Source organism: Arthrobacter gallicola, assembly GCF_014836775.1.
In the GTDB taxonomy this organism is placed as follows: domain Bacteria; phylum Actinomycetota; class Actinomycetes; order Actinomycetales; family Micrococcaceae; genus Arthrobacter_B; species Arthrobacter_B gallicola.
This window is the reverse complement of the sequence record NZ_JACSQD010000002.1, coordinates 489,428-510,954: the sequence shown is the minus strand read 5'-3', so window position 1 is coordinate 510,954 and position 21,527 is coordinate 489,428. Positions and strand designations below refer to the sequence as shown.

The 21,527-nt window shown below is 66.6% G+C and carries 20 protein-coding genes; 11 read left to right on the top strand and 9 right to left on the bottom strand.

The window, feature by feature from the left end:
- Positions 1 to 43: 43 nt before the first annotated feature.
- Positions 44 to 1,228 (top strand): zinc-dependent alcohol dehydrogenase, encoded by a 1,185-nt coding sequence (locus H9639_RS06760; RefSeq protein ID WP_191807327.1) that lies wholly within the window; start codon positions 44 to 46, stop codon positions 1,226 to 1,228.
- 64 nt (positions 1,229 to 1,292) lie between these two features.
- On the opposite strand, the gene H9639_RS06755 is transcribed toward H9639_RS06760, so the two are convergent.
- Both H9639_RS06755 and H9639_RS06750 read right to left on the bottom strand, forming a co-directional pair.
- Positions 1,293 to 3,161: a glycoside hydrolase family 15 protein gene (locus H9639_RS06755; protein WP_318242011.1), complete on the bottom strand. Its 1,869-nt coding sequence runs from the start codon at positions 3,159 to 3,161 to the stop codon at positions 1,293 to 1,295.
- A 27-nt stretch (positions 3,162 to 3,188) separates the two neighbouring features.
- Entirely contained in the window at positions 3,189 to 4,073 is an 885-nt protein-coding gene (locus H9639_RS06750; RefSeq protein ID WP_191807325.1) for a glycerophosphodiester phosphodiesterase, read from the bottom strand.
- Between the two features lie 321 nt (positions 4,074 to 4,394).
- On the opposite strand from H9639_RS06750, the gene H9639_RS06745 reads away from it, so the two are divergent.
- A complete protein-coding gene (locus H9639_RS06745) occupies positions 4,395 to 5,654 on the top strand; it encodes a DUF445 domain-containing protein (protein ID WP_191807324.1) in 1,260 nt (419 codons plus the stop codon).
- On the opposite strand, the gene H9639_RS06740 is transcribed toward H9639_RS06745, so the two are convergent.
- From H9639_RS06740 to H9639_RS06730, 3 genes are all read right to left on the bottom strand, one after another.
- A complete protein-coding gene (locus tag H9639_RS06740; protein ID WP_191807323.1) occupies positions 5,651 to 6,397 on the bottom strand; it encodes a hypothetical protein in 747 nt (248 codons plus the stop codon). The genes H9639_RS06745 and H9639_RS06740 overlap by 4 nt on opposite strands.
- 135 nt (positions 6,398 to 6,532) lie before the next feature.
- A complete protein-coding gene (locus H9639_RS06735; protein ID WP_066300776.1) occupies positions 6,533 to 6,799 on the bottom strand; it encodes a GlsB/YeaQ/YmgE family stress response membrane protein in 267 nt (88 codons plus the stop codon).
- A 149-nt stretch (positions 6,800 to 6,948) separates the two neighbouring features.
- Complete coding sequence (locus H9639_RS06730) at positions 6,949 to 7,596, bottom strand: alpha/beta hydrolase (protein ID WP_191807322.1); 648 nt, start codon at positions 7,594 to 7,596, stop codon at positions 6,949 to 6,951.
- Between the two features lie 139 nt (positions 7,597 to 7,735).
- Between H9639_RS06730 and H9639_RS06725 the strand changes: the two genes are divergently transcribed.
- The 4 genes from H9639_RS06725 to H9639_RS06710 are packed head-to-tail and all read left to right on the top strand — an operon-like array spanning position 7,736 to position 13,025.
- Positions 7,736 to 8,797 carry a 1-phosphofructokinase family hexose kinase gene (locus H9639_RS06725; protein ID WP_191807321.1) on the top strand — a complete coding sequence of 354 codons (1,062 nt, stop codon included), beginning with the start codon at positions 7,736 to 7,738 and terminating at the stop codon, positions 8,795 to 8,797.
- Positions 8,797 to 10,968, top strand: coding sequence for a PTS fructose transporter subunit IIABC (locus tag H9639_RS06720; RefSeq protein ID WP_191807320.1), 2,172 nt, complete (start codon positions 8,797 to 8,799; stop codon positions 10,966 to 10,968). The genes H9639_RS06725 and H9639_RS06720 overlap by 1 nt, the downstream gene beginning before the upstream one ends.
- Before the next feature lie 33 nt (positions 10,969 to 11,001).
- Complete coding sequence (gene ptsP, locus H9639_RS06715; protein WP_191807446.1) at positions 11,002 to 12,696, top strand: phosphoenolpyruvate--protein phosphotransferase; 1,695 nt, start codon at positions 11,002 to 11,004, stop codon at positions 12,694 to 12,696.
- Between the two features lie 50 nt (positions 12,697 to 12,746).
- Positions 12,747 to 13,025 (top strand): HPr family phosphocarrier protein, encoded by a 279-nt coding sequence (locus H9639_RS06710; RefSeq protein ID WP_191807319.1) that lies wholly within the window; start codon positions 12,747 to 12,749, stop codon positions 13,023 to 13,025.
- A gap of 166 nt (positions 13,026 to 13,191) precedes the next feature.
- On the opposite strand, the gene H9639_RS06705 is transcribed toward H9639_RS06710, so the two are convergent.
- From H9639_RS06705 to H9639_RS06695, 3 genes are all read right to left on the bottom strand, one after another.
- Positions 13,192 to 13,932, bottom strand: coding sequence for a hypothetical protein (locus H9639_RS06705; protein WP_191807318.1), 741 nt, complete (start codon positions 13,930 to 13,932; stop codon positions 13,192 to 13,194).
- Positions 13,929 to 14,582 (bottom strand): hypothetical protein, encoded by a 654-nt coding sequence (locus H9639_RS06700; protein ID WP_318242010.1) that lies wholly within the window; start codon positions 14,580 to 14,582, stop codon positions 13,929 to 13,931. Before H9639_RS06700 ends, H9639_RS06705 begins: the two co-directional genes overlap by 4 nt.
- A 214-nt stretch (positions 14,583 to 14,796) precedes the next feature.
- Positions 14,797 to 15,387, bottom strand: a complete 591-nt coding sequence (locus H9639_RS06695; protein WP_191807316.1) for a hypothetical protein — start codon at positions 15,385 to 15,387, stop codon at positions 14,797 to 14,799.
- A 140-nt stretch (positions 15,388 to 15,527) separates the two neighbouring features.
- Between H9639_RS06695 and H9639_RS06690 the strand changes: the two genes are divergently transcribed.
- The 5 genes from H9639_RS06690 to H9639_RS06670 all read left to right on the top strand — a co-directional run bounded on the left by H9639_RS06690 (position 15,528) and on the right by H9639_RS06670 (position 20,742).
- Complete coding sequence (locus tag H9639_RS06690) at positions 15,528 to 16,616, top strand: iron-containing redox enzyme family protein (RefSeq protein ID WP_191807315.1); 1,089 nt, start codon at positions 15,528 to 15,530, stop codon at positions 16,614 to 16,616.
- Positions 16,613 to 16,909 (top strand): CDGSH iron-sulfur domain-containing protein, encoded by a 297-nt coding sequence (locus tag H9639_RS17260; RefSeq protein ID WP_404799731.1) that lies wholly within the window; start codon positions 16,613 to 16,615, stop codon positions 16,907 to 16,909. Before H9639_RS06690 ends, H9639_RS17260 begins: the two co-directional genes overlap by 4 nt.
- A 75-nt stretch (positions 16,910 to 16,984) precedes the next feature.
- Positions 16,985 to 19,189, top strand: coding sequence for a heavy metal translocating P-type ATPase (locus tag H9639_RS06680; RefSeq protein ID WP_191807314.1), 2,205 nt, complete (start codon positions 16,985 to 16,987; stop codon positions 19,187 to 19,189).
- Positions 19,190 to 19,216: 27 nt separating this feature from the next.
- A complete protein-coding gene (locus H9639_RS06675; RefSeq protein WP_191807313.1) occupies positions 19,217 to 19,531 on the top strand; it encodes a metal-sensitive transcriptional regulator in 315 nt (104 codons plus the stop codon).
- Positions 19,528 to 20,742 carry a winged helix DNA-binding domain-containing protein gene (locus H9639_RS06670; protein ID WP_225219337.1) on the top strand — a complete coding sequence of 405 codons (1,215 nt, stop codon included), beginning with the start codon at positions 19,528 to 19,530 and terminating at the stop codon, positions 20,740 to 20,742. Before H9639_RS06675 ends, H9639_RS06670 begins: the two co-directional genes overlap by 4 nt.
- On the opposite strand, the gene H9639_RS06665 is transcribed toward H9639_RS06670, so the two are convergent.
- Complete coding sequence (locus H9639_RS06665; protein WP_191807312.1) at positions 20,694 to 21,527, bottom strand: alpha/beta fold hydrolase; 834 nt, start codon at positions 21,525 to 21,527, stop codon at positions 20,694 to 20,696. The two genes, H9639_RS06670 and H9639_RS06665, sit on opposite strands and share 49 nt — an antisense overlap.

The window sequence follows — 21,527 nt, the reverse complement described above, 5'->3', positions numbered from 1 at the left end:
GGATGGGGGTAACTCATCCCGCAGCAACGAGCAGGAGGCCGGCATGAAAGCAGTGACATGGCAGGGCAAACGTAAGGTCAGCGTCGAGGAAGTACCCGATCCGGTGATCGAGCAGCCCACGGACGCGGTTATCCGGATCACCTCCACCGCGTTGTGCGGCTCGGACCTGCATCTTTATGAGGTTCTGGGCCCCTTCATGAATGCTGGAGACATCGTGGGGCACGAGCCCATGGGCATCGTGGAGGAAGTCGGCAGCGCCGTCACCAACCTCAAGCGTGGCGACCGGGTAGTCATTCCGTTCCAGATCGCCTGCGGACAGTGTTTTATGTGCCGCCAGGGACTGCAGACCCAGTGCGAAGTAACACAGGTCCGCGACAAGGGCATGGGTGCCGCGCTCTTTGGCTACTCCGAGCTTTACGGCTCAGTGCCCGGCGCGCAGGCCGAATACCTCCGGGTACCGCACGCGGATTACGGTCCCATCGTCGTCGGATCCGAGCTTCCCGATGACCGCTACCTGTTCCTCTCCGACATCCTTCCCACAGCCTGGCAGGGCGTGAAGTACGCCAATGTGCCCGACGGCGGCACGCTGGCGGTCTATGGCCTGGGCCCGGTGGGACAGTTCGCGGCCCGGATCGGAACCCACCTCGGCTACCGCGTGATCGGCGTCGAACCCCAGGCCGAGCGCCGTGACCTTGCGGCACGCTACGGCGCAGAGGTGCTGGACCTGTCCAAGGACCTCGGGGACGAGCTGCGGGAGATGACCCAGGGCCGCGGCCCGGATGCGGTGGTGGACGCCGTGGGCATGGAGGCGCATGGCTCCGGCATGGCTGCTTTCGCCCAGGCGGCAGTCGGAACCCTGCCGGACGCCCTGGCTCAAAAGACCATGGAAACCGCCGGGATGGACCGTCTGGCGGCCCTGCACAGCGCGGTCGATGCCGTGCGCCGGGGCGGCACCATCTCACTGAGCGGGGTGTACGGCGGCGCCGCCGATCCCATGCCGCTGATGACCATGTTCGACAAGCAGCTGAACCTGCGCATGGGCCAGTGCAACGTGAAGCGCTGGGTCGATGACCTGCTGCCGCTGGTGGAGGATCCGGCGGATCCGCTGGGTGTCACGGACCTGGTCACCCACCGTGCCGGGCTGGACGCCGCTCCGGAGCTGTACGAAAAGTTCCAGAAGAAGGAGGACGGCTGCATCAAGGTCGTCTTCCAGCCGGGCCTGAACTAGGCCATCCACCCCTGCCCTGCGCCTCTGTGGCGCAGGGCAGGGCCGCGGACCCGGCGGTGTTTCTTCAGATGCTTCGGTCCAGGGACGCTGCGTCTACGGGGTCCGCGGACCGGGCGGGGGATCCGCGCCGCTGCGCTTCGGCCACGTGGACGGCGTCAACGGCCCGCACCAGCGCCAGATGGGAAAAGGCCTGCGGGTAGTTTCCGGCCATGCGCCCGTTCACCGTGTCATATTCCTCGCTGAGGAGACCAACCTCGTTCGCGTAGCCCACCAGCTGGTCCATCAGATCCAGGGCCTCACGCATCCGCCCGGTGCGGGCATACTGCTCAGCCAGCCAGAAACTGCAGGCGAGGAACGGGTTCTCTCCCGGCTCGAGCCCGTCAACACCAGAGGTGCTTTCATAGCGCAGCAGCAGGCCGTCCGGGTTGAGGAGCGTGTCCTCGAGCCGGGCCACCGTGCCGAGCATCCGGGGATCGTCGTACGGCAGGAAACCCACGTGCGGCAGCTGCAGCAGGGAGGCATCCGGCAGGGTACTGCCGTAACACTGCACGAACGAATTCAGTTCCGGGTCATATCCCCGCGCCAGTATTTCCACACGCAGACCGTCCCGCAGAGCCTCCCACAGCTCCACCGGTCCTTCCAGGCCGTCTTCGCGCACCGCACGCGCTGCGCGGTCGAAGGCCGCCCACATCATGACGCGGGAGTGCGTGAAGAACCGCGGTTCCCCGCGGACCTCCCAGATACCGTGGTCCGGGTCCTCCAGATGCCGTTCCAGAAAACCCAGGAGGGCGCGCTGCAGCGCCCAGGAGAAATTGTCCTCCTTCACGCCCCGCTCCCGCAGGCGGGCCAGGGACACCATGACGGTGCCCACGACGTCGGCCTGGTACTGACCCACGGCACCGTTGCCGAGCCGGACCGGACGGGAACCGGAATGCCCGGGGAACTGGTGCAGAATCCGCTCCGGAAGATCCCGGCCGCCGTCCACCGCGTACATAATCTGCAGGTCCTCAGGGTCCCCGGCCACCGCGCGCAGGAGCCAGTTGCGCCAGTGCAGGGCCTCATCCTGGTAGCCGTGGGTCATCATGGCCTCCAGCGTGAGCGCCGCATCCCGCAGCCAGCAGTACCGGTAGTCCCAGTTGCGGGTGCCGCCGAACTCCTCCGGAAGGGACGTTGTGGGTGCCGCCACGATTCCGCCGGTGTCCTCATGGGTTAGTGCCCGCAGCACCAGCAGCGAGCGCCGCACCGGCTCCTGGTAGCGGTCCAGGTCCACACAGTGCCCGGCCCAGTCCTGCCAGTACCGTCTGGTGGCCGCCAGGGCAGCATCCACGTCGGTTTTTGCCGGCGTAGGCCGGTGCGAGCGGTACCACAGCAGTTCCAGGTCCACGGTCTCCCCCATGCTGACCGTAAACTCGCCGGTATGCCGGTGGTCGCTGCCGTGGGGGATATTGCCGCCGTGCAGCACCATGGCGCTCGGTCCGGCGATAGCCAGCAGCTGCTCGGTCCCCGCCGGGCTTTCCCGCCGCATCCAGGGGACAGTGTCCCCGTAGTTGAAGCGGACCTCCAGTTCCTGGCGCATCTGAACCGTGCCGGACAGTCCCCGCACGCGCCGGATCACCGACGCCCGCCGGTCGCCAACAGGCATAAAGTCCGTGACCAGGACCTCTCCCCCGTCGGTCCGCCAGACGGTCTGCAGGATGAAGGTGGCATCCAGATAGGTGCGGGAAAGCACCCTGGCCCCTTCGGCGACCGGTTCCAGCAGCCAGCGGCCGTGATCCTTGGTCCCAAGGAGCGCACCGAAGACCGAGGGCGAATCAAAGCGTGGCAGGCACAACCAGTCCATGCTCCCGGCACGGGATACCAGCGCTCCGGTGTGGAGATCTGAAATAAGGGCGTAGTCCTCGATCGGAGTGGCCATTGCACCACTCAACCACACACCGCGTCCGCGGCCTATGGTGCGGGCTTAGCCGTTCCCGCCCTGGTCTGCCCGCTCCAGTGCGGCCAGGACACTGCGCAGCGTCTGCGGATAGTTGGTGGTGAATTCCTGCACTCCCAGCCGGTACGCTGCCTGCGCATCGGCAGGATCGTCAACCGTCCATGCCCGGATGGTGGTGCCCGCCGCCGCCCATCCGGCGACCCGTTCCGGATGCGCCCGCAGGTACTCGACGCCCGGACCAGCAATGCCCGCCTCACCCGTCGATACGATCTCTTCACCCTCGGCCAGCGCACGGTTCAGCATTCCGGCGGTATCGAACCCCGGCGGCAGCAGCAGCGCTGCCTCGGCAATGGCGGCGTCGTCGACGTCGGCCAGCAGCTGGCAGACGAAGGCGGCCGGCACGCTGCGGCGCAGGTGGCGGACGGAGTCCGGGCTGAAACTCATGAAGCTGACCGTGATCAGCCCCAGCCGGGAGGTCTCCGGTTCCCAGCCCCGGGCTTTGAGCAGAGCCAGGACGGTGTCCTCCAGGTCCAGCCCGAAAGGCCCGGGCTGCTTGAATTCGACCGCCAGGGAAATCCGGCGGCCGGCTCCGGCGAGCAGGTCCAGCAGTTCGGCCAGGGTGAGGAACTGTTGGGCGTTGGTCCCGTAGGCAGCCGGAACCGGGACCTGTTTCCAGCCGCTGAAGTCCAGCTGCCGCAGCTGCTCCACGGTATGGGAAGCGACCGGCCCCGTCCCGTTTGAGGTGCGGTCAACCGCCGCATCGTGGATGAGTACGGGCTGGCGGTCCTGACTCAGGTGAATATCGCACTCCACGCCGTCAGCGCCGTCGGCCAGGGCCTGCAGATAGGCCGCACGCGTATGCTCCGCGTAGGCACCGCTGGAGCCGCGGTGGGCGTAGATGAGGGATCGCATGTCTGGCCTTTCGCCGCGGTGTTTCTGCACGCGCTCCACGCTACGCCAGCCGGCTGTGCTGCCGGCCCGCTGACCCCGCGTGGCACCGGGTGCGTGATGCCGCGCAGGGGGCGGGTGAATCCTGCTGCGCGTGGCGCGGGTGTCTCCGGTGCTGGTTAGATGGCAGTGCCGGTTGGCGCAGGCTCCGGAAGAGCCGGATGCCTGCAGTACGTTGACCCGCGTTCTAGTCCAGGAGTTGCTGCCCATGTTTGGTCGCCCGTTTTTCAGGCCCGCCGCTTTCCTTTCGACTGCCCGGCCTGCAGCCGGTTCCGGGGCACACCGATGAGCACGCCGTTGCTGGAAAAGGATGCGGTGAAAGCCGCCGCCCTGCGCCGGATGAAGCTCGTGGCCACCAGCCTGCTGGTTATTCTGGGCCTTATTTTTGTTGTGGCCTTCGCCCTGCAGGACCAGTACCCGTGGCTGCAGTATGTCCGGGCTGCCGCTGAGGGCGGCATGGTTGGTGCCCTGGCGGACTGGTTCGCGGTGACTGCCCTCTTCAAGCATCCGCTGGGGCTCAAGATCCCGCACACGGCGATCATCCCGCGCAACAAAGACCAGATCGGTGCCACCCTGGGTGACTTCGTGGAGGACAATTTCCTCTCCGATGAGGTTGTGGAAGCCAAGCTGGCCTCCATCGGGATAGCGCAGCGGGCCGGTGCCTGGCTGGCCCGTCCGGAAAGCGCGGACCGCGTTGCGAAGGAAGGAGCCGCGGCGATCCGCGGCATCCTCCGGGTGCTCGACGACGAGGCCGTCCGGGACGTCCTGGAATCCATGTTCCGCAGGCACGTGGTGGATGTGCCCTGGGGGCCTCCGGCCGGCCGGATGGCTGAACGGATCTTTGAGGAAGGCCACCACCACCAGCTGGTTGATCTGCTGGTGGACAGCCTGAGCGAATGGGTGCAGTCGAACCCCGACGTCGTTTCCCGGCTGGTCGCTGAACGGTCCCCCTCCTGGGTTCCGGGTTTCCTGGATGATCTGGTGGGCGAGCGCGTCCAGGTGGAGCTGAACCGTTTCCTCGCGGCCGTACAACAGGACCCGAACCATCAGGTCCGGGTAGCGCTGGACAACTACCTGCGCGGCCTTGCCCGGGACCTGCAGCATGATCCTGAAGCCATGGCCAAGGCCGAGCGCATCAAGGAGCAGGTGCTGGACGATCCCCGGGTGCGGGAACTGGTCACCCAAACCTGGAGCACCATCAAGACGGCACTCGCCGATGCCGTGGACGATCCCCAAAGCGAACTCACCACCAACTTCAAGGCAGCCGTCCAGGATTTCGGTGCGCGCCTGGTCAGCGACCCGGAACTTGCAGCGAAGGTCAACGCCTATATTGCGGACGCAGCCGGTTACCTGGTGCGCACTTACCGCAAGGACATCGCCGGAGTGATCACGGAAACCGTGGAACGCTGGGATGCCGAGGAAACCTCGGAGAAAATCGAACTGCAGGTCGGTAAGGACCTGCAGTTCATCCGGATCAACGGCACCGTGGTGGGTTCCCTCGCCGGACTGGCCATCTTCACGGTGGCCCACGCCGTCTTCGGCTAGGCGGACCGGCGCTCAGGAAGGGCCCGGATTTCCGCGGCAAGCTCGCCCGGGATAGCCCCCGGAACGTCGCCGAACGCCCGGTGGGTGGCTTTGATGACCGAGCGGCCCATGGTGTAGTTCCCGGCACCGCCGATCACAGCCCCGATGCCCAGGGGCAGAGCCCGCCCAATAATGACTGAACCCTGCCGGGCCAGCATCTTCCGCATGAACTGTTTGCGGATGGAGGAACCGATGCTGCCCAGCATTCCCGAGGATGCGGTGCCCATGGCACTGCCCCAGGGCTTTCCCTTGCTCAGCTGCTGCATCATGGCTGTTCCCTCTTCGCCCAGCATGATCGCCATGACCACGGTGCGGGACCGCTCCGGATCCTGAAGCCGGACACCGTGCAGCTCCGCCACGGACTGGGCGTAGAGCGCGGTGGCTTCCAGGAAGCCAAAGGTCGCGGCCGCGGACAGCCCGAGGGCCGCGGCGGTTCCCACCGCGGGAACAACAGCGGTGGCGCCGACGGCGGCGCCTCCCCCGGCGACGGCGGCCAGGTAGTGGTGCTCAAGGATTTTGACCAGTTCCGCGGCTGAGGCCTCGGGGTGCCTGCGCTGGAGGCGGCGGATATTCGCCAGCACCAGAGGTCGCTGCACTTCCACGGCCCGCTCGATGCCGCGGGCAATGTGGGACTTCGGCTTGCCGTCCCGGTCAAAAACAGCCCCGCCGGCAACCCTGAGTGCACTGGTGGTCTTGAAGCCCATGGACATGCTCCTTACGTTTACCGGATCCATCCGCCCGCTTAGCCTACGCGGACGAAGTTAAAGACGAACGGGTCCACGGAATTTCTTCCGTGGACCCGTTCGCTGGCTGCGGGCCTAGCCCGCGCCCTTGCCTGGTTAGGCCCGAGCACCGCGCTTGGTGATCATGCCGTAAACCAGCAGGACGACGATCGAGCCAAGGATGGCCACGATCCAGGTCTGCAGCGACCAGAAGTTCTCAAGGCCAACGTTGAAGATGGCGTTACCGATGAAACCGCCCAGAAGGGCGCCTACAACGCCGAGAACGAGGGTGATAACCCATCCGCCGCCCTGGCGTCCCGGAAGCAGAGCCTTCGCAATAGCACCTGCAATGAGTCCCAGAATAAGGAAAGCAATGATACCCATGTGAATACTCCTCGCTGTGTGAGTGACTGGTGAAAGTCAACATGGCCTGTGGGCCACGCTTTCCATAAGCCTACTTCATAAGCATGCTTATGCGAAGTCAGTTTTCCATAGATTTGTCTCAGTTTTTTGTATCGTGCCTAGTCAGAGCGTTACTCAGTGACCTTATTTTTTTGTGTTGCCGAGGCGAAACGGCGTAGGAAGACGGCGGTATCGCGCTTTTCCTCCGCTCCGATCCGGTGCCCCATACCGGGGTACGTCCTGGCGGTCAGCTGGGTATTGAGCTCCAGCCACCGGCCGGTGGCTGCCGTGGCATCGGGATGGATCACCCAGTCGGCCCGGTCCCTGCCCCAGAAGAACGGGATCCGCGGGGACAGCGGCTCCGCCATGGCCAGCAGCTCGCTTTCAACCACGAACCCGGACAGCCCCACGGCGCTGGTGAATGCCGCCGGCCGCAGCCGCAGCGCGGTCACGGCCATCGCCATCCCCTGGGAAAACCCGAGCAGCGAAACACCCGTGAAGCTCCCCTGCCGCTCCAGCAGGGAGATCGTGGCCAGCAGCTCCGTCCCTGCCTGCAGAACCTCCGCGGGATCTGAATCCAGCGTCGGATCCAGCAGGAACCAGCCGAAAGTCCCGCCGACGTCGAAGCTGCCCCGCAGTGCTGCTCCGGTGACGCCGGGCGGCAGGGAAGGGAACAGTTCCTGCATGGCAGTTTCATCTGAGCCGTAGCCGTGAAGCATGATCAGAAGGTGGGTGCCCGGACGCTCGGCGGCAGGGGCTGACCAGATGAGGTGATGCATGCCTCCAGAGTAGGGGCCGGTGCGCGTTTGCTCCCACGTCCGCCTGCCCGGCGGCCGGGCATTGTGTTGGGCACGGCAGGGAATCTACAGTTTCAAACAGCGCATAGATGTGCGCCGCGGCTGCTGATAGCGGGGGCTCATGTACTCAGGGACGAACCGGAGCGCCATAGTGACGCTGACCGCCAACCCCAGCCTGGACCGGACGGTGGAACTCTCCGGGACTCTGGCCCGCGGAACTGTCCAGCGGGCCGCAGGATTCCACGAGGAACCCGGCGGGAAGGGCGTTAACGTGTGCCGGGCACTGAAGGCTTCCGGTGCCGGGTGCCTGGCCGTTCTGCCCGGGGACGACGAGGATCCGGTGATGGCGGGCCTGCGGTCTGCGGGGGTCGATTACCGGAACCTGCCGATCGGAGCGGCGCTGCGCGCCAATCTCACGCTTACCGAACCGGACGGAACCACCACCAAGGTCAACCTCCCCGGCCCGGAACTGGACGCAGGGATTCAGGAGCGCCTGCTGGCCCTGGCACTGGAGGCCTGCGCCGGTCCCGAAGGTGACCCGCCGGCCCGCTGGCTGGTACTGGCGGGATCACTGCCGCCCGGCGTCCCGGCGGACTACTACGCTGTGGCCGCGGATGCCCTTCGGCGGCGCTTTCCCAGCAACACACCCGCCCTGGCCATCGATTCCTCCGGGCAGCCCCTGCTGGGAGCTCTGCTGCACGGAGCGGCGCCCAACCTGCTGAAACCCAACGGAGATGAACTGGCGGAAGTCACCGGCATCTCATCCGGCGAGGAACTTGAAGCAAACCCCGCCCTCGCCGCCGGTGCAGCGCGTACGCTGATCGAGCGGGGAGTGGGGGCTGTCCTGGCCACGCTCGGAGCCAGAGGCGCCCTCCTGGTAACGCCCGACGGCGCCTGGCTGGCGACCCGCCCTCCCGTCACGCCCCGCTCCACGGTCGGTGCGGGCGACTCCGCACTCGCCGGCTACCTGTTGGCCGAATCTGCCGGACATCAGCCCCAGGACTGTCTTCGGCAGGCTGTAGCCCACGGTGCAGCGGCCGCCGCACTGCCCGGCACCACAGTGCCTTCATGGGACGAGACCCGGCCAGAGGAGGTCACCGTCACTCCGGTGGAGCCGCAGTCGGTTCCTGCCTCCAGCACCAGGCGCGGACCTGCACCAACCTCATCTAAGGAGCAATCCTGATGTCAGAACTCATTACACCGGAGCTGGTCACACTCGACCGCAATCTCGGCGGTTCACGGGACCAGGTCATTCGTTACCTTGCGGAAAAGGTGGTCGCCGCCGGCCGCGCCACGGGATTTGATGAGCTGTACGCCGATGCCATGGCCCGGGAGCAGAAGACGGCAACCGGTGTCCCTGGCGGCATCGCCATTCCACACTGCCGTTCCGCCGCCGTCACCCAGGCCAGTCTGGCCATGGCGCGCCTGCAGCCTGCGGTGGATTGGGGTGCCAAGGACGGACCGGCGGACATCGTTTTCTTCATCGCAGCTCCGGAAGGAGCCGACCAGGAACACCTGCAGCTGCTGGCGAAACTGGCACGGTCACTGATTAAGAAAGACTTCACGGCCGCGCTGCGCAGTGCCGAGACACCACAGGCCGTGGTGGAACTCGTCGATGGAGCACTCGGACTGGACCAGCAGCCGGAGGGCGGTCAGGCGCCGGGCGGGGCGGGCGCGGGCGAACCCGGGGCCGGCGCCCACCAGGCCGGGAGCGCTTCCGGAGCAGCCGCAGCGGCCGGGGCGGGAGCAGCGGCCGGGGCGGGGGCAGCCGGTGCCCGGGAGACACGGGGACCGGACGGCAGCGGAGCGGCTGCGGCGGATGGGGCAGCCGCGGCCGGGTCCGGCACAGCAAACCCGCAGCACCTGGTCGCCGTCACCGCCTGCCCCACTGGAATCGCCCACACCTACATGGCCGCCGATTCCCTGGCCGCCGCAGCCGCCGAACGCGGGATCGACCTCCAGGTGGAAACCCAGGGTTCGGCGGGCTCGACCCCGCTGGATCCGGAAATTATCAAGAACGCTGACGCCGTGATCTTCGCGGTGGACGTTGATGTCCGGGACAAGGGCAGGTTCGCCGGCAAACCATTGGTGAGCGGCCCGGTCAAACGCGGAATCGATGAGCCCGGGGTCATGATTGACGAGGCCCTGGCCGCCGCGAAGGATCCAAACTCCCGGAAGGTTGCCGGCGGCGGAGGAGACAGCGGTGATGAGCGGGCGGCCGCCGGGGGCGAGAGCTTCGGCGGGCAGCTGAAACGGGCCCTGCTCACGGGCGTCAGCTACATGATTCCCTTCGTGGCCGGCGGCGGCCTGCTGATCGCGTTGGGCTTCCTGCTGGGCGGATATGAACTCGCCCTCTCCGACGAGGCCGGTGTAGCCAACGGGGATACCCTGCTGGCCGGAACCGGCATCTTTGACCTCCCGCCCGAAGGGCTGCTGGCCTACCTGGGCGCCGTGTTCTGGAAAATCGGAACCATTTCCCTCGGCTTCCTGGTCCCTGCTTTGGCAGGTTACATCGCCTACGCCCTCGCGGACCGGCCCGGAATTGCGCCGGGATTCACCGCCGGTGCCGTGGCGCTCTTTATGGACGCCGGCTTCCTCGGCGGCATCGCCGGCGGTCTCCTCGCCGGCTATGTGGCCATGTGGATAGGCCGCTGGAAAGTGCCAAACTGGCTGCGCGGCCTGATGCCCGTGGTCATCATTCCAATGCTTGCCTCACTGATAGCCTCCGGATTGCTCCTGCTGGTCCTGGGCGGCCCCATCGCTGCGCTCACCCTTGCCCTGAACGACTGGCTCTCCGGCCTGACCGGAGTGGCAGCTATCGGCCTTGGTGTCATCCTGGGCCTGATGATGGGTGCGGACCTCGGCGGGCCGATCAACAAGGTCGCCTATGCATTTGCCGTCGCCGGACTCGGCGAAGCATCGTTCGAGAATCCGGCCCCCTGGGAAATCATGGCCGCGGTGATGGCCGCCGGCATGGTGCCGCCGCTTGGCATGGCCCTGGCCACGGTGCTGGACAAGCGCCAGTTCAGCATGGCCCTGCGGGAGAACGGCAAGGCGGCCTGGCTGCTGGGCGCCGCGTTCATTTCCGAGGGCGCCATCCCGTTCGCTGCCTCGGATCCGCTGCGCGTTATCCCGTCCACCATGCTGGGCGGCGCCGTTGCGGGTGCCATCTGCATGGCAGCCGGTGTAACGTCCCAGGCTCCGCACGGAGGAATCTTCGTCTTCTTCGCCATCGGCAATGTGCTGATGTTTATCGTGGCCATCCTGGCCGGTATGGTCGTCACGGCACTGGTACTGGTGGGCCTGAAACGCACAACCGCCCCCAAAAAGGCAGAAGAACCCGTTGTGGCCTAGGGGCTTGGAATGAGCCCACAGAGAGGTACGGAAATGCGCACCATCAAGGGAATCGGAGTCAGCCCGGGCCGCGTCCTCGGCCCGTCGCTGCGGATGCCCCCGCCCGTCCCGGAACCCGACGCTGGGGCGAAGTTCGGTCCCGGCAGTTCCGTGGACGCGGAAAAGGAACGCCTGAAAGATGCAGCGGAAAGTGTGCGGGAGGACCTCAAGCGGCGGTCAGCCGCAGCGTCAGGCGATGCCAGGGCGGTCCTCGACGCCACCGCGATGATGGCAACGGACCCCATGCTGCTGAAGGCGGCCGGCAAGCACATCAACAACGGCATGTCAGCAGACCGCGCGGTGTGGGAGGCCGGGCTCGAGGTTGCCGCGATGCTCCAGAGCCTGGGCGGGTACATGGCCGAACGGACCCAGGATGTCCTGGACGTCCGGGCCCGCATTGTCGCCCAGCTGGACGGGCTGCCCGCTCCCGGGATCCCGGCGTCGGACGTTCCCTTTATTCTCACGGCCGAGGAACTGGCACCGGCTGATACCGCCACACTGGATCCCTCCCTCGTCATCGGCCTGGTCACCAGCGGCGGCGGACCCCAGTCCCACACCGCCATCCTGGCCCGCTCCTTGGGGCTGCCGGCGGTGGTGGGAGCGGCGGACGCCGATTCGATTGCCGACGGTGCGGAAATCTACCTCGACGGTGCGAGCGGACATGTGGTGGTGGATCCCGGCACGGCTGAACGCGAAGCCGCGCAGAAGTACGCCGCGCGGGCTTCACTTCCCGTCTTCGACGGAACCGGCACGACGTCGGACGGACACCGGGTGCCGCTGCTGGCAAATGTGGGGTCGGGTAAGGACGCGGCCGCCGCTGCCGCCGCAGGGGCCGAGGGCGTGGGTCTGCTGCGGACTGAGTTCTGCTTCCTCGGGCGGGACACCGAACCCAGCATCGAGGAACAAGTGGCCGCCTACGGCGACGTTTTCAAGGCCTTCCCTGGCCGCAAGGTTGTCATCCGGACCCTGGATGCCGGGGCTGATAAACCCCTGCCGTTCCTGACCGACGCCACGGAACCCAACCCCGCCCTTGGCGTCCGGGGATACCGCACTGACCGCTCCTCGCCGGGTGTCCTCCAACGTCAGCTGGAGGCCATTGCCGCAGCGGCCGGAGCGCACGAGGCGGATGTGTGGGTCATGGCACCAATGATCTCAACGGCCGATGAGGCCGGCGATTTCGCGGTGATGTGTGCCGCTGCCGGACTGGCAACCGCGGGCGTTATGATCGAGGTCCCGGCCGCGGCAATCAAGGCCCAGGCCGTGCTCGCCAAAGTGAAATTCGCCTCTCTGGGCACCAATGACCTCACGCAGTACACGATGGCGGCGGACCGTCAGCTCGGTACCCTGGCCACGCTCAACGATCCCTGGCAGCCCGCCGTCCTGCAGCTCATCGGCATGACCGTGGACGGCGCCGGCCAGGCGGCAGCAGCGGACGGCAAGTCCCGGAGCGTGGGAGTCTGCGGTGAGGCGGCCGCCGATCCAGCCCTCGCCGTCGTCCTGACCGGCCTGGGCGTGAATACCCTGTCCATGACACCGCGGGCCCTGTCCAGCGTGGGAACGGTCCTGGCCTCGGTCACCCTGGCTCAGGCGAGGGAGCTTGCAGGCCTGGCGCTCTCCTCCCACACTGCCGGCGAAGCCAGGACGCAGGTCCGGGCCAAGCTGCCCATTCTCGAACAACTCGGTCTGTAGCTGCCGCGCCGCGGCGAAGCTTCAGCCAACCCAACCGGAAGGAACCTCCGATGCCAGAACGTTCTGCAACCATAGCCAGCCGCGTTGGGCTGCATGCCCGCCCGGCTTCCGTCTTCGCGGAAGCCGCCGCAGCGCAGCCGGTGGAGGTCACGATCGGCAAGGAGGGCGACCCGGCAGAAGATGCAATGGATGCCACGAGCATGCTGGCGCTGATGAGTCTCGGCGCCTCGCACGGCGACGTCGTCGTCCTGCGGGCCGAAGGGGAAGGAGCCGACGCTGCCCTGGATGAACTGGTCAAGATCCTGGAGACGGATTTGGACGCCGAGTAGGGCCGGGATCCCCGCCCAACCCCGTTCCCTTCGGGAACAACGAAGCCAGCGGCACGGGGCCGCTGGCTTCGGTAGCAACTTCTCGCTGACCCCCCACAGGCAGCGGACGTTACATATTCATTAGTCTGGCACAGGGTCATGAACTTGTGAACAAAATCTGTGAAATTCAACTCACGTTTTGGTAACTTTCCGCCAGGAGGTTACGGGACGGCCTTCGGCGCTGGCGAAGATGTGAAACCCACATGACTGTCAGCCCCAGGGTGACCAGGATGACCGCCGTAAACGGCAGCAGCAGCCCAAAGACCCCAATGAAGAACAACTCGATAAGGGCACAGAAGATCACAACGATGACCAGCCCGGAACCGACAAGCCCCGCACCCAGGCGGTGGAGTGGCTTGAGCCGTGTGTTGGCGGCGGCTGCGAGCGCCGGAAGGCAGATACACGCCGCCACATATCCGGGATAGAGACGGCCCACCGATGCATACAACTGGACTGACCGCTGGTCGTCGTAAATCATCAGGCCCGCCGAAGAAACCGGCAGCTCACTGGCCGCAAAAAGGTACACCGTCAACCCCACCGTTAGGCCGAGCACCACGAGGCCAATGGGCCCGACAATGAGTTTCCCGGCCCGCGGGGCGCCAAAAGCTGCCGCGGCCTTCACTCCAAGAATGACGAATACCGCATACAACGCCAGCCGGAGCACAAGGTTGGTGAGATTTCGTCCACCCAGCAGGGCATCCACGGCGTTGTAGAACACCGGAAGACTCAGTGCCATCGCCAGTGCTATCAGCACCATGCAGGTAAACATTCCGCGGTTCCGGCCCCGCAGAGCTCCTGGGAACCGAAGCAGGGCGAGCAGGGCACTAAGTCCAAAGGCCGCCACTTGGACGGCAACGGCTACGGTCATCCCAGATTCTCCAAAAGTGCGTGATCAAACTTTGCATCCAGTTCCCGCTTACGCAGCACCTTCGACAGTGCATCAAGGCGGTCTCTCGCCAGCGTCACCAGCTCGACGTCGGAAAGCTCTGCTATGGCCTGCTCGCGTCCCCTTGGCGGCCACCCACCCTCTTCGGGGAGCAGCACACCGGTAACCACCAGCCCGCTCGTGAGGGATACACCCGCAAGCCGGGCAGCGGCTATGGCGAGGTCCGGCGCCAGGCGGCCAGCGGTCAGCTGCGCAGAAATGTTTTGGGGAGCCGTTCCGGTGGCTGCCGAAAGCTGCTGACGGAGATCGCCCGGGTCAATGGCGTCGAACCACTGCCGCACCGATCCGGCGTGTGGATACGAGCACAGTTCGGGTTCGGGGATTTCTCCGCCTTCGGCTGCCGTGGCCCGCTCCAGGAGCGCCTTGAGGATACAGGGATAGGGCACCTGGCTGATGAGTTCAGCCTTGGTGGGCTCACGCCTGCCTTCCTCCAGGCCGGCGAACTCCGCAAAGGAGGACAGTGCCGTGACTGGATCCTGCCCGTAGGCCCGGGCCACCCGGATCACTGTGGCCATGGAAACCTTGTTGCGGACCAGTTGCTGGGCGAGCGTTGAGCGCTTGATTCCGGTCATCCGGCACAGGTCTGTAGTGGATTCATCCGGGGCTACGGTTGCGCGCCAATGTTGGAATGCCTTGGCGGCTACCCCCATTGCCCCTCCTCGATTGGATTCTCCGGTAAGCAGTTAGTATACTTCTGGAACTGGCTCCCCCCTCTGTGTTCCCCCCATATGCAGAGGCGGGAGCCAGCTCCAATTAACAGGCAGTGTCCGCGGCAGAACGGCAGTTTCACCCGGCCCGCCGCCGTGCGGCGTGACGCGCCGCTTCCCAGGCTTCTTCCAGACGGTCGACGGCGGCAGCATAGGTCCCCAGCGCATCGCTCCCGTGCGACGGCAGCTGAGCAGCCTCCTGCGCCGCCAGGGCATCCCGTGACGCGCGTGCCAGCCGGCTCGTCTCCGCTTGGCGCACATCTCCCAGCCCCGGATATTCGACCCCTTTCCACGGGTCGAGCTCATAGGAACTCCACTCGCGCAGAACCGTTTCCCGCCGGCGGTCCAGGCCATGGAGCCGCTTGGAGAAGATCCTTTCGGCGCGTGCCTGTTTCCTGGCACGGTGCCGGCGGCGCAGCCAGATCCAGGCTCCGGCGGATCCCGCCACCAGGACCAGGCCGGTGGCAGCGGCGGCACCGGTACCCGCCAGTCCCGCCCAGGCTACCGCGAGGATTCCGGTCAGCAGCCCGGTGAAGCCCACCCAGAACAGACGTTCGCCGTCGTCGCGGCGCAGTGCGGCATCCAGTGCGGGCGCGGTGAAGAGAACTGCCGCAGCCGCAAGCAGGATTGCAGGAATCGCAGCCAGGAAGCTGCCGTCCATGCCAGGCATAACGTCCCCCTTTTGCTGTCCCTGCCGGCACCGGCAGGGTTCGGGATAACCCGAAAATACCAAGTATGCTTACATCCGGAGTTGCCATTGGAACTGCTGGACCTCCAGCATCGCATGACGCCTCACAACTAAGGAACGACATGTTGCTACCTGCCCCCCGCGGAGTATTGACCTCCGCGCTTCTCGACAGCTTGCTGGCCGGCGGCAGTGCCGCGCCCGGGAGGTTCGACCAGCTCACAGCCCTGGGTGAAAGCGTTGTTGCTGCCACCGAAGACCTGCTGCGCGACGACGATATTCAGCTTGCCCTGTTCTGCCTCTATGAGCTGCACTACAGCGGATTGGATGGCGTGGATCCCGCACTGGAGTGGGAGCCGGAGCTGATCCGGCTGCGGCTGGTGCTTGAATCCGCCTTCGAAGCGACCCTCCGGAACGTGGTTCCCGCTCCGGAGGCGCCGGAGCCGGACGCTGAAGCTGTGGCTCAGATTCTCTTCGGCCTGGCGGCTGAGGATGACGGTCCCTCCGTGTCCCGTTTCGTCGCCCGTCACGCCACCGTGGATCAGCTGCGCGAATTCCTGATTCTGCGCTCCGTGTACCAGCTGCGCGAAGCGGATCCCCACAGCTGGGCCATCCCCCGGCTTCCGGTCGGACGGGCCAAGGCCGCGCTGGTGGAAATTCAGGCGGATGAGTACGGCGGCGGACGGCCGGAGCGGATGCACTCGAAGCTGTTCGCCCGCACCATGGAGGGACTGGGACTGGATACCCGGTACGGCTGCTATCTGGACAGGATTCCGGCACTCGTGCTCGCCTCCTCCAACGCCATGTCCCTCTTCGGACTGAACCGCCGCCTCCGTGGCAGCATCGCAGGGCACCTGGCCGCGTTCGAGATGACATCCTCCATCCCGAATTCCTTCTACGCCAAGGGTTTCCGCCGGGCGGGATTCGACTCCGACGTCACCTTCTATTTCGATGAGCACGTCGAGGCCGACGCCGTGCACGAGCAGATTGCCGCCCGCGACCTCGCCGGCGGCCTCGCCGAGGCCGAACCTGACCTTCTGCCGGACATCCTGTTCGGAGCCTCGACCGTCCTGACCCTTGACGCACTGCAGGGCGAATTTCAACTGGCAGCATGGAAGCAGGGCAAATCGGCGCTGCGTGATGCCGGCCCGGATCAGCATCCGGCGGCCGCCGCCCTGGCCGCCGATGCCGCCGCAGCCGGGGTTTCGCCGTGAGCGCAGCCCGGGACGGCTCAGAGGCCGCGGTGGTCGAGGCCACCGGCGTAAGCGTGGTTGCAGCCCCGCAGGACCGGAACGGACCGGCCGGCACCCTTGAGCCGGTATCAGTTATGGCCTGCCCGGGCGGCCCGCTGCTGGTGCGCGGAGACTTTGAGATTGTCGACGCCGAGGGCACCCCCGTTCCCAAAAACCGGGAAACTGTGGCACTGTGCCGCTGCGGTGGATCAAAGATCAAACCCTGGTGCGACGGTACGCACAAGCTGCTGAAAAACAGCTCCGCGCCGGCTTAGCCGGGCGTGCTGCGGGACTTCGGCCTGCGGTTTTCAGGACTGGTTCTATACCCATAGGGGGTATAGGGTGGATGCATGAGCAGGCACGAACATCCCCACGATCCTGAATCCTCCGCTGGACCCGTCCCCCATGCCGGCCACCACAGCCAGACGGTGGCCGGGCATGGCGGCAGCACAGCGGCAGACCATGGCGGGCATGCGGACCACGCCCCTGCGGATCACGATGCCCACGGGCACGGCAGTCACGGACATGGGGGGCATGGTGACCACGTGGGGCAGTTCCGGCGGCTGTTCTGGATCATGCTCGTCCTCGCCGTTCCCGTGGTCGGGTTCAATGACATGTTCGCCCACCTCATCGGCTACCACCTTCCGGACGCTTCCTGGGTCTGGTGGGTGTCCCCGATCCTGGGCACGGTTATGTACGTCTGGGGCGGCAAACCCTTCCTCACCGGGGCCGTTTCTGAGGTTCGCTCCCGCAAACCCGGAATGATGCTGCTGATTGCACTGGCGATCACGGTGGCTTTCATTGCGTCCTGGGGCGCGAGCCTGGGTCTGCTCGATGCTGAGCTGAATTTCTGGTGGGAGCTGGCCCTGCTGGTTGTGATCATGCTGCTGGGCCATTGGATCGAGATGCGGTCCCTGGCCCAGACCACCTCCGCACTGGATTCGCTCGCTGCCCTGCTTCCGGACGAAGCGGAGAAGGTTGAAGGGGACGGGGTCATCAAGGTCTCTCCCGCAGACCTGGCGGTGGGAGACATCGTCGTCGTCCGCCCCGGCTCCGCCGTTCCTGCCGACGGGAAAATCGTTGAGGGCTCGGCCAGCATGGACGAATCGATGGTCACCGGTGAGTCCCGGACCGTCCGCCGCGGCCGTGGCGATGCCGTGGTCGCCGGGACCGTTGCGGCCGATTCCGGCCTGCGGGTCGAAGTCACGGCAACCGGGGATGACACGGCCCTGGCCGGTATCCAGAAACTCGTGGCGGATGCCCAGGCCTCTTCCTCGCGTGCCCAGCGGATCGCCGACACGGCGGCGGCCTGGCTGTTCTGGTTCGCCCTCGGCTCCGCGGCCATCACCGCCGTCGTCTGGTCCCTGCTCGGACTGCCGGACGACGCCGTAGTCCGCACCATCACCGTGCTGGTCATCGCCTGCCCCCACGCGCTGGGCCTGGCGATCCCGCTGGTGGTTTCGATTGCGACCGAGCGCGCCGCCCGCGGCGGTGTGCTGATTAAGGACCGCCTGGCGCTGGAGTCCATGCGCTCCGTGGACGCGGTGCTCTTTGATAAGACGGGCACGCTGACCAAGGGGGAACCCACGGTGACCGCCGTCGAACCCGTTGACGGACATACGGCGGACTCTGTCCTTGCACTGGCTGCTGCTGCCGAAGCTGACAGTGAGCATCCCCTGGCCAAGGCGATCACCGGTGCCGCGCGTACCAGCGGCCTGAGCGTGCCCAGGGCATCGGATTTCTTCTCCTCACCGGCGGTTGGGGTGAAGGCCGCCGTCGCCGGACCGGACGGACGCACAACGGTGGAAGTCGGCGGGCCCTACCTGCTCCAGGAACACGCGGCCGCCGAACTGCCGATCGCAGATACCTGGCGGACTGAAGGCGCCATCATCCTGCACGTTGTCGCGGACGGTGCGGTCATTGGCGCCCTTCGGCTGGCCGATGAGATCCGCCCCGAGTCCCGGCAGGCGGTGGACGCTCTGCACGCCACCGGCGCGCAGGTGGTGATGATCACCGGCGACGCGCAGGCGGTCGCCGGCACCGTGGCCAGGGAACTGGGCATCGACAGGGTTTTCGCCGGAGTCCGTCCCGAAGACAAGGCCGCGAAGGTGGCGGAGCTCCAGGCTGAAGGCAGGAGGGTCGCCATGGTTGGCGACGGCGTCAATGATGCCCCTGCCCTGGCCCAGGCCGATGTGGGAATCGCGATCGGGGCGGGCACCGACGTCGCCATCGGCTCGGCCGGAGTGATCCTGGCCAGTTCCGACCCGCGCTCGGTGCTCTCGGTCATCGATCTCTCCCGGGCCAGCTACCGGAAGATGAAGCAGAACCTGTGGTGGGCCGCCGGTTACAATCTCATTTCCGTGCCTCTGGCTGCGGGGGTCCTGGCCCCGGCGGGGTTCGTGCTGCCGATGAGCGTTGGTGCGGTCCTTATGTCCGCGTCCACCGTCGTCGTCGCCCTCAACGCCCAGCTGCTGCGGCGCCTGGACCTTTCGCCGGCCACCAGTGCCGCCCGCTTTACCGGCAGCACCCCACAGCCCAGCACCACCAGCAACTAACCAGCATCACGAATCAGGAGCATCACAATGGCTGCCAGCACCAAGCCGTCCGGCGGAACCGCCCACGGCTACATCAGTGACAAAGACCGTTACCTCGCCCGCCTCAAGCGGATCGAGGGACAGGCCCGCGGCATTCACCGCATGGTGGATGAAGACACCTACTGCATCGACATCCTCACCCAGATCAGTGCCCTGACCTCGGCCCTGGAGAACGTCGCCCTGGCCCTGCTCGATGACCACCTCAAACACTGCGTCGTTAATGCAGCCAAGGCCGGCGGTCCGGAAGCGGACGAGAAGATCAAGGAAGCTTCCGACGCCATCGCCCGCCTGGTGAAGTCCTGACCCGGCCCATCCGCCTGGTCAGCGATGAGGAGCGCCGCGCCCGCATCGGGGTGCGGCACGCCCTGGCGCCCTCGGCAAAGGCCGGATCACCGGAGGAGGCGGCCCGGGCGCTGGTGTGCCTGCACGCAACAGAGGCGCCGAGCGTGCACCTGTCCTGCTGGGCGCGCACCAATCAGCTCAGCGTCGACGACGTCGAACGGGCGCTTTACGATTCCCGTTCGCTCGTCAAGCAGCAGTCCATGCGCGAGACCCTCTTCGTGTTTCCCCGGGAGCTGGTGCCCGCGGTCTGGGGCAGTGCGGCGGCCCGGGTGGCAGCAGCCCACCGCAGGCGGCTGGTCCGGGACCTCGAACGCTGGGGACCGGCCGGCGAAGGGCACGGTGCCGCCTGGCTTGCCGCGGCCGAGAATGCGGTGCTCGAATGCCTGGCCGACGGCGTGCAGCGGTCCTCCAAGCAGATCCGGGAAGAGGTACCCGAAGCCGATGGCGTGATCGTGCAGGCGCCGGGGAAGTCCTGGGGCGGGCCGGTGGCAATCGCACCGCGTGTACTCGCCCAGCTGGGCTTCGACGGCGCAGTTGCGCGGGCCGGAAATGCCGGAGCCTGGTACGCCAGCCGCCCTACTTGGACAACAGTGCAGGAGTGGTGGGGACAGCCGGTTCCCGGTGCCCTTGGATCGCGCGAGGGGTACGCCGAGCTGGTGGACCGGTGGCTGTGGTCCTACGGGCCGGGCACCGTGGAAGACATCGCCTGGTGGCTTGGCGGCACCAAGGGTGCGGTCCGGACGGCCCTTGATGACCTCGGCGCGGAAACGGTGTCTCTGGCGGACGGTTCGGCAGGGTGGCTGCGCGCCGACGATCTGGAGCCCGTTGCTGCCCCCGAACCGTGGGCTGCGCTCCTGCCGCTGCTGGATCCGACGGTCATGGGGTGGAAGGAGCGGGGCTTTTATCTCGGCGGACATGGACCCCAGCTGTTCGACAGCATTGGGAATGCCGGGACCACGGCCTGGGTCAACGGACGCGTTGCCGGGGCGTGGGTGCAGGACCCGGACGGTGCCGTCGAACTGCGGCTGCTCGACGCCAGTCTTTCCCCGGATGAGGACGAAGCGCTGGCAGCCGAAGCCCGCCGGCTCACCCAGTGGCTGGACGGCCAGCGCGTCTTCACCGTCTACCCGTCACCGGCCATGCAGCCGGGCGCCGGTTCCCACCCCCGGTAAACCCTTTTGTGAATGCAGCAGGGCCAGCTGATGCTGCCGGCCCCTGCCTGTGCGCTATAGCCGGCCTGTGAAGCTGCTGCTGCGAGAACCTCGGCAAGGTCGGCGGGACGGCTCCACATGGGCCAGTGGCCTGTCGGGAGGTCGATCAGGTCCATGTTCTCGAGTCTGGCAACTTCGGCGAACACGGGATGGCCGGAGCTGGCCAGCTCCATCATCTGGCTGCTCGGGATCGAGCAGCAGACGAGGGTGGTCGGCACCTTGAACCGGGCATCGTTGCTGAGCTCTACGCTCTGGCGCAGTACGGGTCCGGGCTCGGGCACTGCCCGGCTCCGGAAACGCTCCAGAACGCCGGTGCTCAGGCCTTCGAGGCTGGCCTGCTGCCCAAGCGCTTCGAAGGGCGGCAGCGGAAGCTCTTCCATTTCCGCGGGGGCGTCCGGGGCGAAGGCGGTGCCGGACGCGGCCGGGCCGCTGTCGACCCAGATCACCCTGCGGATCAGGCTGGGATGCCGGTCGAGCACAAGACTGACGGGGGCGTTAGCCCCGCTGTGCGCAACGATGACGACCGGGCCGGAGTCCACGGCCATGGCCTGCTCGATCGCCGCAGCTTGATCGTCGAGCGTCCTGGACGCTCTTTCCGGGTCTGATTCGTCGAGGCCGGGCAGGGTGATCGGGACAGCCCGCCGGCCCATGGCAGTGAGGTGCTCCAGCACCTCGTCCCAGGCCCAGCTTCCCAGCCAGTGTCCGGGGATCAGAAGGATGGTCGGGCTCTGCGTGTCGGTTGTCAT

What these genes read in the sequence shown, in the direction of transcription:
- H9639_RS06750 (WP_191807325.1), bottom strand. Translation starts at nt 4,073, where the DNA reads ATGCGATCCCTCATCTACGCCCACCGCGGCTCCAGCGGTGCCTACGCG.
- H9639_RS06695 (WP_191807316.1), bottom strand. Translation starts at nt 15,387, where the DNA reads ATGCCTGGCATGGACGGCAGCTTCCTGGCTGCGATTCCTGCAATCCTG.
- H9639_RS06700 (WP_318242010.1), bottom strand. Translation starts at nt 14,582, where the DNA reads ATGACCGGAATCAAGCGCTCAACGCTCGCCCAGCAACTGGTCCGCAAC.
- H9639_RS06735 (WP_066300776.1), bottom strand. Translation starts at nt 6,799, where the DNA reads ATGGGTATCATTGCTTTCCTTATTCTGGGACTCATTGCAGGTGCTATT.
- H9639_RS06720 (WP_191807320.1), top strand. Translation starts at nt 8,797, where the DNA reads ATGTCAGAACTCATTACACCGGAGCTGGTCACACTCGACCGCAATCTC.
- H9639_RS06710 (WP_191807319.1), top strand. Translation starts at nt 12,747, where the DNA reads ATGCCAGAACGTTCTGCAACCATAGCCAGCCGCGTTGGGCTGCATGCC.
- H9639_RS06740 (WP_191807323.1), bottom strand. Translation starts at nt 6,397, where the DNA reads ATGGGCTTCAAGACCACCAGTGCACTCAGGGTTGCCGGCGGGGCTGTT.
- H9639_RS06760 (WP_191807327.1), top strand. Translation starts at nt 44, where the DNA reads ATGAAAGCAGTGACATGGCAGGGCAAACGTAAGGTCAGCGTCGAGGAA.
- H9639_RS06730 (WP_191807322.1), bottom strand. Translation starts at nt 7,596, where the DNA reads ATGCATCACCTCATCTGGTCAGCCCCTGCCGCCGAGCGTCCGGGCACC.
- H9639_RS06705 (WP_191807318.1), bottom strand. Translation starts at nt 13,932, where the DNA reads ATGACCGTAGCCGTTGCCGTCCAAGTGGCGGCCTTTGGACTTAGTGCC.
- H9639_RS06665 (WP_191807312.1), bottom strand. Translation starts at nt 21,527, where the DNA reads ATGACAACCGACACGCAGAGCCCGACCATCCTTCTGATCCCCGGACAC.
- H9639_RS06675 (WP_191807313.1), top strand. Translation starts at nt 19,217, where the DNA reads ATGGCTGCCAGCACCAAGCCGTCCGGCGGAACCGCCCACGGCTACATC.
- ptsP (WP_191807446.1), top strand. Translation starts at nt 11,002, where the DNA reads ATGCGCACCATCAAGGGAATCGGAGTCAGCCCGGGCCGCGTCCTCGGC.
- H9639_RS06690 (WP_191807315.1), top strand. Translation starts at nt 15,528, where the DNA reads ATGTTGCTACCTGCCCCCCGCGGAGTATTGACCTCCGCGCTTCTCGAC.
- H9639_RS06745 (WP_191807324.1), top strand. Translation starts at nt 4,395, where the DNA reads ATGAGCACGCCGTTGCTGGAAAAGGATGCGGTGAAAGCCGCCGCCCTG.
- H9639_RS06680 (WP_191807314.1), top strand. Translation starts at nt 16,985, where the DNA reads ATGAGCAGGCACGAACATCCCCACGATCCTGAATCCTCCGCTGGACCC.
- H9639_RS06725 (WP_191807321.1), top strand. Translation starts at nt 7,736, where the DNA reads ATGTACTCAGGGACGAACCGGAGCGCCATAGTGACGCTGACCGCCAAC.